The organism is Dietzia maris (genome assembly GCF_014144855.1).
GTDB classification, from domain to species: Bacteria; Actinomycetota; Actinomycetes; order Mycobacteriales; family Mycobacteriaceae; genus Dietzia; species Dietzia kunjamensis.
Map to the genome: position 1 here is coordinate 1 of NZ_JAALDN010000308.1, position 13,477 is coordinate 13,477.

The 13,477-nt window shown below is 70.8% G+C and carries 11 protein-coding genes; 8 read left to right on the plus strand and 3 right to left on the minus strand.

Features of this window, described 5'->3' with window-relative positions; translation table 11 throughout:
- A partial coding sequence (locus tag G6024_RS10525) for a TetR/AcrR family transcriptional regulator (RefSeq protein WP_159148659.1) occupies positions 1-520 on the plus strand: 520 nt, incomplete at its 5' end.
- Positions 521-543: 23 nt separating this feature from the next.
- Here G6024_RS10525 and G6024_RS10530 read toward each other — a convergent pair.
- The gene (locus G6024_RS10530) at positions 544-4,161 is read right to left on the minus strand and encodes an indolepyruvate ferredoxin oxidoreductase family protein (protein ID WP_159148660.1); all 3,618 of its coding nucleotides are present in this window, start codon (positions 4,159-4,161) and stop codon (positions 544-546) included.
- Positions 4,162-4,328: 167 nt separating this feature from the next.
- On the opposite strand from G6024_RS10530, the gene G6024_RS10535 reads away from it, so the two are divergent.
- Positions 4,329-4,796 carry an Lrp/AsnC family transcriptional regulator gene (locus G6024_RS10535; protein WP_067717341.1) on the plus strand — a complete coding sequence of 156 codons (468 nt, stop codon included), beginning with the start codon at positions 4,329-4,331 and terminating at the stop codon, positions 4,794-4,796.
- A 3-nt stretch (positions 4,797-4,799) separates the two neighbouring features.
- Here the strand turns inward: G6024_RS10535 and G6024_RS10540 are convergent, their stop codons facing one another.
- Positions 4,800-6,290: an amidase gene (locus G6024_RS10540; protein WP_159148661.1), complete on the minus strand. Its 1,491-nt coding sequence runs from the start codon at positions 6,288-6,290 to the stop codon at positions 4,800-4,802.
- 140 nt (positions 6,291-6,430) lie between these two features.
- On the opposite strand from G6024_RS10540, the gene G6024_RS10545 reads away from it, so the two are divergent.
- Entirely contained in the window at positions 6,431-7,108 is a 678-nt protein-coding gene (locus G6024_RS10545; RefSeq protein ID WP_067717344.1) for a hypothetical protein, read from the plus strand.
- A gap of 28 nt (positions 7,109-7,136) precedes the next feature.
- On the opposite strand, the gene G6024_RS10550 is transcribed toward G6024_RS10545, so the two are convergent.
- On the minus strand, positions 7,137-7,427 hold the full coding sequence (locus G6024_RS10550) for a DUF1540 domain-containing protein (protein WP_067713210.1): 291 nt from the start codon (positions 7,425-7,427) through the stop codon (positions 7,137-7,139).
- Positions 7,428-7,782: 355 nt separating this feature from the next.
- Here G6024_RS10550 and G6024_RS10555 point away from each other — a divergent pair, with 355 nt between their 5' ends.
- The 5 genes from G6024_RS10555 to G6024_RS10575 all read left to right on the plus strand — a co-directional run.
- Positions 7,783-9,357 carry a carboxyl transferase domain-containing protein gene (locus G6024_RS10555; RefSeq protein WP_067713219.1) on the plus strand — a complete coding sequence of 525 codons (1,575 nt, stop codon included), beginning with the start codon at positions 7,783-7,785 and terminating at the stop codon, positions 9,355-9,357.
- A gap of 8 nt (positions 9,358-9,365) precedes the next feature.
- Complete coding sequence (locus tag G6024_RS10560; protein WP_159148662.1) at positions 9,366-11,453, plus strand: acetyl/propionyl/methylcrotonyl-CoA carboxylase subunit alpha; 2,088 nt, start codon at positions 9,366-9,368, stop codon at positions 11,451-11,453.
- Entirely contained in the window at positions 11,446-12,603 is a 1,158-nt protein-coding gene (locus G6024_RS10565) for an acyl-CoA dehydrogenase family protein (protein WP_067713224.1), read from the plus strand. Before G6024_RS10560 ends, G6024_RS10565 begins: the two co-directional genes overlap by 8 nt.
- A gap of 17 nt (positions 12,604-12,620) precedes the next feature.
- Positions 12,621-13,136, plus strand: coding sequence for a MaoC family dehydratase (locus G6024_RS10570; protein WP_067713227.1), 516 nt, complete (start codon positions 12,621-12,623; stop codon positions 13,134-13,136).
- Positions 13,133-13,477, plus strand: a 345-nt coding sequence (locus tag G6024_RS10575) for an aldolase/citrate lyase family protein (RefSeq protein ID WP_235027859.1), incomplete at its 3' end; no start/stop codon positions are given. The genes G6024_RS10570 and G6024_RS10575, both read left to right, overlap by 4 nt.

A 13,477-nucleotide genomic window follows, 5' to 3' on the forward strand; every position in this document is an offset into this window, starting at 1 on the left:
GGCTGCCGCCCGCCTCATGGCCCGGCGCGGATTCCACGCCGTGCGGCTGGACGACATCGGTGCCGAGGTCGGGATCTCCGGGCCGGGCATGTACCGGTACTTCACCTCCAAGGAGGACGTACTGGCCGAGATGCTGCTCGACATCTCCCGTCGCCTGCGGGACGGTGGGCGGGCGGCGGTCGAGCGGGCCGGCGAGCCGGCGGACGTGCTCGATGCCCTGCTCGGGGTGCACGTGGACTTCGTCGCCACGGAGCCCGATCTCATCAGCGTGCAGTTCCGTGACCTCGGTTCCCTGCCGGCCGCTCCCCGGCACGAGGTGCGCACCCTGCAGCGGGAGTACGCGCAGTTGTGGGTGGACGCCCTGGTGCGGGTGCGTCCCGAGCTCTCGTCGATCGAGGCGCGGGCCCACGTCCACGCGGTGTTCGGGCTCCTCAACTCGAGCCCCCGGCTGCCGGCCATGGCCGAGGCCGACCTTCGGCGCGTGCTCACGGCGATGGCCTCGGCGGCGCTGCGGTCCTGAGCGCCTGCCCGGGTGTGTGCCGATCAGGTGAGGGCGGACCGGAGGCGGGCCATCTCCTCCCGGTAGCGCTCGACGTTCGCGAGCTTGACGTGCTCGTAGCCGCGGACCATGTCCGGCAGCTCCGCGAGCGCCACCGCGGTCGCCCGCCAGGTGGCGTCCTTGCCCACCGGGCCCGCGCGCCGCAACTCCGAGGCCAGGTCGGCGACGAGATCCCGGTACCCGGCCAGCAGCTCACGCTCGACGCGGCGGACCTCCGCGTAGCCGAAGAGGTCCATCCGCGTGCCGCGCAGTCGCTTCATCCGGGCCAACGCCTTCATCGTCGGCATGGCCCGCGGGCCGATCGAGATCTTCTTCTTCATTCCCATCGCGCGCAGCACCGGGGGATGCAACTTCAGTCTGGCCACCGCCCCTTCGCCCCAGTCCTCGTCGACCTGCGTCGCGAACTGTGGATCCACGGCCAGGCGGGCGACCTCGTACTCGTCCTTGTAGGCCATCACCTTGAACAGGTTGCGGGCCACGGCGAGGCTGAGCTGCTCGGAGGTCGGCCCGGCCGGGTCGCCGTCCTCGAGGGACCCGGCGGCGCGGACCTCCTCTACGCGCCGGACGTAGTCGGCCGCGTACGCCTCGTCCTGGTAGCCGATCAGTTCGTCGACCCGGAGCGCGACCACGTCGCGGAGCTCGTCGGAGGCGTCGGCGTCGAGGTGGGTCAGCAATCGCTCCGCCGCGGGGGAGGGCACGTGCCGGCCCGCCGTGGCCGTTCCGGCCGGGCGGTGCAACCCGGCCGCCAACGCCGCCAGGGCGTTCGGCTCGGCGACCGCCTGCCGGCCGCGACGGAAGGCCTGCAGGTTAGCGTCGACGGCCACCCCGTTGAGCTCGATCGCCCGCTCGATCGACTGCGCCGAGATCGGCAGGGCCCCGCTCTGGTACGCCGCCCCGACCATGAGCATGTTGGCGGTCTGGGTGGACCCGAAGAGCTGCTCGGTGAGCGCCCCCGGGTCGAGGTACAGCCCGCGCGAGGTGGTCGGGTCGATGATCGCCTGGATGTCCGAGGTGGTCGGGTAGTGCTCGGAGGTGTCGATCACCATCTTCCCGGTGGGTATCTGAGTGGTGGACACCACCGCCGTGGTGCGATCGGGAGCGGCCACCTTCAGGTGGGTGCTGTCCGCGCCGACCAGGCCGTCACAGCACAGGTAGAGGTCGCAGTCGCCGGCCCCGATCTTCGGGGGCTGTTCGGTCGGCGTGCGGGTCACGCGGACGTCGGAGACCACCGCGCCGCCCTTCTGGGCGAGCCCGGTCATGTCCAGGGTGCGCGCCGAGTGGCCGTCGAGGACGGCCGCGGTGGCGAGGATCGCCGAGACGGTGACGATGCCGGTGCCACCGATCCCGGTCAGCCGCAGGGAGAAACCGCGGTCGGGCGCGACCCCGGCGCGGGCCGGCTCCGGGATCGCGTCGGCCGCCAGGGCAGGCGCGGACGTCACCCGCCGGGACTTCTCACCGGGGACGACGGTGACGAACGCGGGGCAGTCACCCTCCAGGCACGAGAAGTCGAAGTTGCAGGTGGACTGGTCGATCTGCGTCTTCCGGCCGAACTCGGTCTCCACCGGATGGACCGACAGGCAGTTGGACTTCCGGCCGCAGTCCCCGCATCCCTCGCAGATGCGCTCGTTGATCACCACCCGCTCGTCCGGCGTGGGATAGGTGCCACGCTTGCGGCGGCGGCGCTTCTCGGCCGCGCAGTACTGGTCGTGCACGAGAACCGTGACCCCCGGGACGGCCGCGAGTTCCCGCTGCACCTCGAGGGTGTCCACCCGGTCGCGGACCTCCACTCCCCTCGGCAGGCCTCGGGACCGGGTCGCCCTGACGTCGTCGGTGGTGACGACGATCCTCGCGACCTTCTCGGCCTGCAGGAGCCGGAGGATCTCGGGCAGGGTCATCTCGCCGACGGGGTCCTGACCGCCGGTCATCGCCACCGTCCCGTTGTAGAGGAGCTTGTAGGTGATGTTGTCGCCGGAGGCCACGGCGGCCCGGAGTGCCAGGGAGGCCGAGTGCATGAAGGTGCCGTCGCCGACATTCTGCACCATGTGCCGCTCGGTGAGGAACGGCGCCATCCCGGTCCACTGGATCCCCTCGCCGCCCATCTGGGTGACTCCGGTGACGTGGCCGACCTGTTCCTCGTCCATCATGAGCACCATCGCGTGACAGCCGATGCCCCCGCCGACGAGCGTGCCGTCGGCGACCTTGGTCGAGCTGTTGTGGGGGCACCCCGAGCAGAAGTACGGGGTGCGGCTCGTGGCGAGCGGCAGCGCGATCCGGGAACGTCCGCGTCCCGGGCCGTCGAGCCAGGCCCGAGCCGATTCGATTCCGTGGACCGGGCCGAGACGCTGCGCCAGGCCGCGGGTGACGGAATCGACGTCGAGCTCGCCGAACCGGCTGAACAGGGTGGACCCGTCCTCGTGCGCCTTGCCGACCACGTTCGCCACCCCGGGCTTGCGGAACTGGATGTCCCGGATCATGGTCTCGATGAAGTCGCGCTTCTCCTCCACCACGATCACCTCGTCGAGACCGGACATGAACTCGTCGAGGATCGTGCGCTCCACGGGGTAGATCATGCCCAGTTTGAGGATGCGGATCCCGCGGCGGCCCAGCTCGTCGTCGCCGATCCCGAGGCGGCGCAGTGACTCACGGACGTCCAGGTAGGTCTTCCCGGCCGCGACGACCCCGATCCGGTCGTCCGGGGTCGACTGCACGATCCGGTTGAGACGGTTGAGGCGGGCGTACTCCAGCGCGCGGGGAAGGCGGATGGTGAGCTGGTTCTGCTCGAGCTCCATGAGGCTGGCCCCCAGGAGCCGACCGGACGGCACGTGCGGGCTCGTCCCGAGGTCGCCGTACACGGGCAGGATCCGGTCGGGATCGACGAGGGCGGTCGCCGAGGCGTCCGCGACGTGCGCCGAGATCTTCATCGCGGACCACAGGCCGGAGACCCGGGACAGGATCGCGGCGTGGACGCCGAAGTCCAGGACGTCCTGCGGGTCCGCGGGGTAGAGCGTCGGCATGTACAGGTCCGCGAGTGCCAACTCGGACGCGCACGGCACGGTGGAGGACTTGGCGCCCGGATCGTCGCCGACCAGCACCACCGCGCCGCCGTTCGGATCGGTGCCTATCAGGTTGGCGTGCCGCAACGCGTCGGTGGCACGGTCCAGGCCGGGCGCCTTGCCGTACCAGTACCCCACGACCCCCTGGAGGGCGGCACCGCCGGTGTTGGCGGTGGCGCGCAGGGTGCCCGTGCGCCGGGCGAGCTGGGACCCCATCACCGCCGTGGCGCCCGCCTCCTCGTTGAGGGCGGGGCGGTGCACGATGTCGAACGGCCCGAGGAACTCGCGACGCCTGGCCAGTTCGAGGTCGTACCCCGCGAGCGGCGATCCCTCGTAACCGCTGACCAGGCTCGCGGTGAGCAGATTCTGCCTGCGGTCGAGCCGTGCCCGGTCGCGGACCGTCCGGACCAGTGCCTGGATCCCGGAGAGGAAGACCGTGCCGCTCTCGCGCGTGTAGCGATCGGAGAGGGAGAACGATCCGGCGTCCGCTTGCCCGGTCCGCGGCAGGTCGTCATGCGTGCCGTCCGTGGAGTGGAGGAGAGAGGTCATGATCAACACCTGGCCTTCGCGATACGAACGATGTGCCCCCAGGCTAGGACGAACTGTGAGGCGCGTCACGTGGCCGGTCCGAGATCGAACAGTCTGCACATTCGGGGTCCCGTGTGTGCGTCATGACTGGACCATCTGTCCACCTCGTCGTCGTATACCGTGGACACATGGACCCGTCACCCAACCTGGACGACACCGACCGGCGGCTCCTTGACATCGTCCTGTCCGACCCGCGCGTCGGGGTCCGCGAGTTCTCGCGACGACTCGGGGTGGCCAGGGGCACCGCCCAGGCCCGGCTCGACAAGTTGGAGGCGCGCGGTGTGCTCGCCTCGTGGGCGCCGAGGCTCGACCCCGCCGCCCTCGGGTACCCGCTGGGCGCGCTCGTCCACATCCAGGTGGCGCAGGCCAGGCTCGACGAGACGTGTGCGGGGCTGGCGCAGGTGCGCGAGGTGCTCGAGGTGGTGAGCATCGCCGGCGAGTTCGACGTCGTCTGCCGGGTCGTCGCGCGGGACCACGCCCACCTCGAGGAGGTGTTCAGCGCCATCATCTCCACGCCCGGCGTCCTGCGCACCCGCACCGAGGTGATCCTGCGTCAGCGGGTCGGGCCGCGCGTCACCCAGCTGCTGGGGGAGTGAGCCTCACTCCCAGATCCGGGCGAACGGATGGGCGGCCTCGTACTCCGAGGCCAGCTCCAGCAGGAGCCGGTCCCGCCCCCTGCGGGCGGAGAAGTGCACGCCGACGGGCATCCCGTCCGGCGCGTGACCGGTGGGCAGCGAGACGGCCGGCGACCCCGCGATGTTCTGCAGCGGGGTGAAGGTGACCCAGTTGGAGACCCGCTCCAGGTGGGTCTCGAACGGCAGGTCCGCGTCCAGGTACCCGACCTCCGGGGTCTCGTGGGCGACCACCGGGTTGATGTACACGTCGAGGTCGCCGAACCTCGCGTCGAACTGCCGCCGGGTCCTCGCCAACCGCAGTAGGTGCAGGGGAAGCGAGGCGATGTTCCGTCGGGCCATCCGTGCGAGCCCGACCGTGAAGGGGTCGAGCTCGGAAGGGTCGAAATCGGGGTCGAAGAGCCTGCGCCCGGACGATGACGTGCTCAGCGCGAGCAGCCCCCAGTAAGCGATGAAGTCGTCCCGGAACCCCGTCGGGACGGGAGCCTCGGTCGGCACCACCTCGTGGCCCAGTCCGGCCAGCCGTACGGCGGTCTCGCGGAGGACCGCCAGGGTCGCGGCATCGGTCGCACCGCCCGCCGGGCTCTGCTCCACGAGTCCGATGCGCAGGCGCCGTGCCGGGGCGGGGGCGACGGGGCCCACCGGGGGGACGCCGACGGGGAGGTGGCTCGCCTCGAACGCGGTGAGGAACGTGGCGGTGTCCCGGACGGACCGGGAGACCACCGACTGCGACACGATGGGGATCGGCATGCCCCGGGAGAACTTCTCGTCGGTGTGCCTACCCCGGCTCGGCTTGAACCCGACCAGCCCGGTGACCGCCGCGGTGATCCGGATCGACCCCCCGCCGTCGTTGGCGTGCGCGATCGGCAACGCCCCCGCGGCCACGAGGGCCGCGGAACCACCCGAGGAGCCGCCACTGGTGCGGCCGGTGTTCCACGGGTTGCGGGTCACCAGGCCGCCCTGCCGTTCGGTTGCGGCGGTCCAGCCGAACGGGGGCATGGCGGTGATGCCCAACGGGATCAGGCCGGTGGCGCGGAACGCACGTGCGTAGTCGCCGTCGTGGAGGGCGGGGGAGTCGGGAACGGCGGGGGAGCCGAGCCGCATCGGGGCGCCCTCGACCTGCACCGCGTCCTTGAAAGCCGACGGCACGCCGGCGAACGGCGAGGACAGGCGCGAGGCCGCGGTCCGGCGTGCGTGCTCGCGGGCCCTGTCGAAGGCGGTGAAGACCAGGGCGCCGAGCGCCGGATCCACCTGCTGGCATCGTTCGATGGCGGCCTCGACGAGCTCGGTCGGTGACACCTCGCCGCCGCGGACCCGCTCGGCGAGGGCGGTGGCGTCGTCGTACCCGAGTGCGTCGTCACGGAAGGCGTGGACCCGCGCGGTGTCGGGGTGGGGCCGGGCAGGGGCGGTGTCATCGGTTGTGGCGTCGGTTGTGGCATCGGTTGTGGCGTCGGTCACCCCCCACTGTAGGGCGAGGGGGTGTGAAAATCGGTGGCCCTCTTGACAGGTTCCGCATCGTCGGGCACTTTAGGGGTACCTAAGTAAGGCGAGGGTCACCTAACGCATCGGCGGGCGGGGCCGGTCTCTGGAGGCAATCGATGGCAGCGCACCCGGTCGTGTCGGATCCGATCACCACCGGCGCGCGCCGTCTGCTCGACGGAGCCGGCATCGCGACGGTCGCCGTACGCGGGACCAAGAACCGGTCGGATGTCATGGTCTCCGCCGGCCATCGCTGGGTCGGGGAGGGGGCGATCATCGTCACCGGGACCCCGGCCCCCTGGTCCGCACTGATGGTCGCGCCGGGAGAGTCGGTCGAGGTGGTCGTCATGATCGACGAGTTCGCCCCGATCGTCGAGGCCAAGGTCCACGTCGCGAGCCTGTACGGCTTCGGCGTGGCGCGTGCGGCACGGCAGGGTGAGGGCTGGGTGGTCGAGATCGAGATCGAACTCGGCGACCTCGACATCCGCCGGCTGGGGCACGAGGGCACCGTCCACGCGGGCTGCCTGGACGCGGTGCCGTCGGATCCCCTGGCATGCGAGGCGCCCGGCCTCGCAGACGAGATCCGGGCGCGCTTCGGCTCGGACCTGGCCATGCTGGCCGGGTCCGCAGACCCGGCGCAGCCGCCGTATGTCCTGGGCGTCGATCCCGACGGCCTGCATCTGCTGACGGCGCTCGGTGCCCACGCCGATGTCATCCATCTGCCGTTCCTGACCCGCGCGGAGTGCGTCAACGACGTCGTCCGCGAGATGGGTCAGTACGTGGCCCGCGCCAGCTAGCCTCCCGCGGTAGCGCGGACCGGGCCGATCAGGCCGGGCTGTAGGTGAGGCAGTCGGCGGTATCGGCGCCGGAACCGATCTCGACGGAATCCGCCGAGCAGAGCAGGTCCTTGTTGTGGGTGCACTCCACCCGTTGGCAGGCGCCCACGTGTGCGCTGGCGGTGGGCAGGCCGCCGCGGACGTCCAGCGAGATGAAGGTGCCGCACTCGGCGTGATCCGGGGTTCCGGCGACGGTGATGGCGCCCGCGTTGCAGCTCTGCTCGCTGTTGAACGAGCACGCCGTGACGGTGCAGGCGCTGATTCCGGTGAGTGTGGCCATGATGATCGCTCCTCGTATGACGGTGGCGTGGTGTGCCCCAGAGTCAACACCGGATCCCCCCGGCTTGCAAGCAAGTTGAGGCTGTGCTAAATCAGGCCAGCCTAGGCTGTCTACCTGCGCGGATGGCGGGAATGTCGGCGTCCCCCGCGGGGTTCTCGGCCGGATCGGCTGCGCGACGACCGGGAGTTGTAGTCCCCCGTCGGGTCGCCGGCCGTGCGCGTCGTCGGGTCCGCGGAGTGGAGGAGCGCGGGTCCGGGTCCCGGTGGGTGATCCCGAATCCAGTCTGGACATTTGTGAGGCGCAGCACTATCGTCGATTTCAGTTAATCCGACTTAACTGAAAGGGAGCGGCACCGATGACTTCCGCGACCACCAATCGCCAGGCCCACGAGGAACTTCTCGCCGACCTCCGCGAGCGCCTCGAGCGGGCCGCGCTGGGCGGCGGCGAGAAGGCCCGTGCGCGCCACCTCGAGCGCGGCAAGCTGCTCGCCCGCCAGCGCGTGGACGTGCTGCTCGACCCGGGCAGCCCGTTCCTCGAGCTCTCGCCGCTCGCCGCGGAGGAGATGTACGGGGGCAAGGCCCCCGCCGCCGGCGTCGTCGCCGGGATCGGCCGGGTGTCGGGCCGCGAGTGCCTGATCATCGCCAACGACGCGACCGTCTCCGGCGGCACCTACTACCCGATGACGGTGAAGAAGCACCTGCGCGGTCAGGAGGTGGCGCTGGCCAACCACCTGCCGTGCATCTACCTCGTGGACTCCGGCGGCGCGATGCTGCTGCAGCAGGACGAGGTCTTCCCCGACCGCGACCACTTCGGCCGGATCTTCTACAACCAGGCGAACATGTCCGCCAAGGGCATCCCGCAGATCGCCGCGGTCATGGGCTCGTGCACCGCCGGTGGCGCGTACGTCCCCGCGATGAGCGACGAGGCCGTGATCGTCCGGAACCAGGGCACGATCTTCCTCGCCGGCCCGCCGCTGGTGAAGGCCGCGACGGGCGAGGAGGTCACGGCCGAGGAACTCGGTGGCGGCGACCTGCACGCCAAGACCTCCGGTGTGGTGGACCACCTTGCCGACGACGACTATGACGCGCTGATGAAGGTCCGCCGGATCGTGGCGACCTGCCCGCCGGCGCCCGCGCCGGACTGGGAGGTGCTCGAGCCCCGCGAGCCCGTCCGCGCGCAGTCCGACCTGTACGACCTCGTCCCGGTCGACTCGCGCCAGCCCTACGACGTGCGCGACATCATCGGCACGATCGTCGACGGCGGCGAGTACACCGAGTTCAAGGAGAACTACGGCACCTCCATGGTGACCGCGTTCGCCCACATCCACGGGCACCCGGTGGGCATCATCGGCAACAACGGCGTCATCTTCTCCGAGTCCGCGCTTAAGGGCGCCCACTTCATCGAGCTGTGTGACCGCCGCAAGATCCCGCTGGTCTTCCTGCAGAACATCACCGGCTTCATGGTGGGCCGGCAGTACGAGGCGGGCGGCATCGCCAAGAACGGCGCCAAGATGGTCACCGCCGTGGCGTGCGCCCGGGTCCCCAAGTTCACCATCGTCGTGGGCGGGTCCTTCGGTGCCGGCAACTACTCCATGTGCGGCCGTGCCTATTCGCCGCGGTTCCTCTGGATGTGGCCCAATGCCAAGATCGCCGTGATGGGCGGGCCCCAGGCAGCCGACACCCTCGCGTCGGTCCGTGCCGCCCAGGTCACCAAGTCGGGCGGGGAGTGGACCGACGAGCAGCAGTCCGAGTTCACCGCGCCGATCCGTGAGCAGTTCGAGGAGCAGTCCACCGCGTACTACTCCACTGCCCGCCTGTGGGACGACGGGATCATCGACCCCGCAGACACCCGCACTGTCCTCGGTCTGGCCCTGGCGGCCGCGGCCAACGCCCCCCTCGAGCCGGTCAACAACGGCGTCTTCAGGATGTGAGCAGCTCCATGTCAGAACAACTGTCACAGAAACTCCACACCGTCCTGGTGGCCAACCGCGGGGAGATCGCGTGCCGCGTGATCCGCTCGCTGCGGGCAGCGGGTATCCGCTCGGTCGCCGTCTACTCGGACGCGGACGCCGACGCGCTGCACGTGCGCATGGCCGACGCCGCCGTCCGTCTCGGCCCGGCCCAGGCCTCGCAGTCGTACCTCGACATCGACAAGGTGATCGACGCGTGCCGCCAGACCGGGGCGCAGGCCGTGCACCCGGGTTACGGTTTCCTGTCCGAGAACTCGCGGTTCGCGCGGGCACTCGACGAGGCCGGCCTGATCTTCGTCGGACCGCCGGCCTCGGCGATCGAGACCATGGGCGACAAGATCACCGCCAAGGCGGCGGTGTCCGCACGTGACGTCCCCACCGTGCCCGGGATCTCGCGTCCGGGACTGACCGACGACGAACTGATCGCCGGTGCCGCCGAGGTCGGCTACCCGGTCCTCGTCAAGCCCTCGGCCGGTGGTGGCGGCAAGGGGATGCGCCGCGTCACCGATCCCGCCGATCTGCCGGCGGCACTGGAGTCCTCGCGACGGGAGTCGGCAGGCGCCTTCGGCGACGACACCCTGTTCCTCGAGCGGTTCGTCGACACCCCGCGCCACATCGAGGTGCAGGTCCTGGCCGACACCCACGGCAACGTCATCCACCTGGGTGAGCGGGAGTGCTCACTGCAGCGCCGCCATCAGAAGGTCATCGAGGAGGCGCCCAGCGCACTGCTCGACGAGGTCACCCGTCAGCGCATCGGTCAGGCGGCGTGCGACGCCGCCCGGTCGGTGGGGTACGTGGGCGCGGGCACGGTGGAGTTCATCGTCTCCGCGCACGCCCCGGACGAGTTCTTCTTCATGGAGATGAACACCCGCCTGCAGGTCGAGCACCCGGTCACCGAGATGGTCACCGGTGTCGACCTGGTCGACTGGCAGGTCCGCATCGCCGCGGGCCAGGAGCTCACCCTGCGCCAGGAGGACATCACCCTCACCGGCCACGCGATCGAGACCCGCGTCTATGCCGAGGACCCGGCCAAGGGCTTCCTGCCCACCGGCGGCACCGTGGTCGGGCTCGAGGAGCCCTCCGGCGACGGCATCCGCGTGGACTCCGGCCTCCGTGTGGGCACGGTCGTCGGCAGCGACTACGACCCGATGCTCGGCAAGGTCATCGCGCACGGCGCCGACCGCGCCGAGGCACTGGCCCGGCTCGACGCCGCGCTCGCCGGCACCCACGTGCTGGGTCTGCGCACGAACGTCGACTTCTGCCGGTTCCTGCTCTCGCGGCCGGAGGTCGTCTCCGGCGAGCTGGACACGGGCCTGCTCGACCGGTCCGTCGACGACTACACCGCGACGCCCGCCCCCGAGGGCGGACTGATAGCCGTGGCCATGCACCGCACCGAGGAGCGCTGGGCCCGGGTGCCCGCGCAACGCCGCGGCCCGTGGGACGTTCCCAACGGGTGGCGGATCGGCGGGCGCGCCGAGGTGTGGACCCGCCTGGACGCCGGCGCCGGGTCCGACGCGGTCACCGTGGGACTGCGGGGGACCCCCGACGACGCCGAGGTGACCATCACCGACGCCACGATCGGATCCACCGAGGCGCCCGAGGTCTCCTCCCGACATCGTGCGCGGGTCGCCCGGGACGGCGCCTCCCTCCGGCTGACCGTCGACGGCACCCAGCAGCGCTGGACCGTCGTGCGCTCGGCGGACCCCAAGGCCGCCGACACCTTCTGGGTGGCCGGCGACGGCGGGACCTGGGACCTGCGGATGCTCCCGCTCATCGACTCCCGGATCCACGACGCCGGCATGTCGGACGGCCAGATCGTCAGCCCCATGCCCGGTTCGGTGATCGCGTGCTTCGTCGCCGACGGCGACGAGGTCACCGCCGGACAGAACATCCTGGCCGTCGAGGCCATGAAGATGGAACACGCACTGCCCGCGCCGATCGACGGTGTGGTCCGCGTGCACGTCACCACCGGCGAGCAGGTGCCCGCCGACCACCTGCTCGCGACCGTCGAGCCCCACCCCTCCACCGAGGAATCCGAAGGAGAAGGCAATGCCTGAGTTGGAAGAGCACTACGCCGACCTCAAGTCGACGGTCGCGGACTTCGCCGACAAGGTGGTCGCCCCGGCCTCGGCCGAGCACGATCGCAACCACACCTTCCCCTACGAGGTCGTCGCCCAGATGGGCGACATGGGCCTGTTCGGTCTGCCGTTTCCCGAGGAGTTCGGCGGGATGGGCGGCGACTACTTCGCGCTGTCGCTCGCCCTGGAGGAGCTCGGCCGCGTCGACCAGTCGACCGCCATGACCCTCGAGGCCGGCGTGGGCCTGGGCGCCATGCCCATCTACCACTTCGGCAACGACGAGCAGCGCGCCACGTGGCTCCCGGACCTGGCCGCCGGCCGCACGCTCGCCGGCTTCGGCCTGACCGAGCCCGGTGCGGGCTCGGACGCCGGCGCCACCAAGACCACCGCGAAGCGTGACGGCGACGAGTGGGTGGTCAACGGCAACAAGCAGTTCATCACCAACTCCGGCACCGACATCACCTCGCTGGTCACCGTGACCGCGGTGACGGGAGAGCGGCGGGCCGCGGACGGTTCTGTGAAGAAGGCCATCTCGACGATCATTGTCCCGGCCGACACCCCCGGATTCACCGCGGAGCCCGCGTACGACAAGGTCGGGTGGAACTCCTCCGACACGCACCCGCTGACCTTCGCCGACGCCCGGGTGCCGGCGGAGAACCTGCTCGGCGAGGAGGGGCGCGGGTACGCGAACTTCCTGTCGATCCTCGACGAGGGACGCATCGCGATCGCCGCCGTGGCCACCGGTGCCGCGCAGGGGTGCGTCGACGAGTCCGTGAAGTACGCCCGTGAGCGCGAGTCCATGGGCCGCAAGATCGGCGAGTTCCAGGCCATCGCGTTCAAGATCGCCCGCATGGAGGCCCGTGCCCATACGGCGCGTTGCGCCTACTACGAGGCCGCGCGCCTCATGCTGGCCGGCAAGGAGTTCAAGAAGGAGGCCGCCATCGCCAAGATGATCGCCTCCGAGGCGGCTATGGACAACGCCCGTGACGCCACCCAGATCCACGGTGGCTACGGCTTCATGAACGAGTACCCGGTGGCGCGGCACTACCGCGACTCCAAGATCCTCGAGATCGGCGAGGGCACCACCGAGGTGCAGCTCATGCTCATCGCACGTGGTCTCGGATTATGAGTGATCAGGCTGTAACGATGTCCGAGCAGCGCAGAGAGGTCGTCCAGCGTGGCCTGTGGTTCGAGGAGTACGAGGTGGGGACCGCCTACCTCCACCGCCCCGGGCGCACGATGACCGAGACGGACAACGTCCTGTTCACCACGCTGACGATGAACACGCAGGCCCTGCACCTGGACGCGGCGTGGTCGGCCGAGCAGCCGGGCTTCGGCGGCGAGCGGCTCATGAACTCGATGCACACGCTGTCGACGCTCGTGGGACTGTCGGTCGCCCAGCTCACCCAGGGCACGATCGTGGCGAACCTCGGCTTCTCCGAGGTCAGCTTCCCCAAGCCGGTCCTGCACGGTGACACGCTGTACGCGGAGACCGTGTGCACCGACAAGCGCGAGTCGAAGTCGCGGCCGGGCGAGGGCATCGTGACCCTCGAGCACATCGGCCGCAACCAGCACGGCGACATCGTGGCCAGGGCGGTCCGCAAGACGCTGGTCCGCAAGCGGCCGACGGAGTCGGGCCCGGGCGGGGAGGCCACGGCATGACCCCCGCACCCGCCTGGATCCCGCCCGGCCCGGCACTGCTGTTCTGCCCGGCCGACCGGCCGGAGCGCTACGGCAAGGCCGCCGACCGCGCGGACGTCGTGATCGTCGACCTCGAGGACGCCGTCGCACCGGCGGACCGCCCCGCAGCCCGTGAGGCGCTGCGGGCCTCGACACTCGATCCGGACCGGACGATCGTGCGGGTCAACCCGACCGGCACCGACGACCACGCGGCCGACCTCGAGGCCCTGGCGGACACGGACTACCGCTGCGTGATGCTGGCCAAGACCGAGTCCGCCGCGCAGGTCACGGATCTGCACTCCACAACCGGCGCCGCGGTGCTG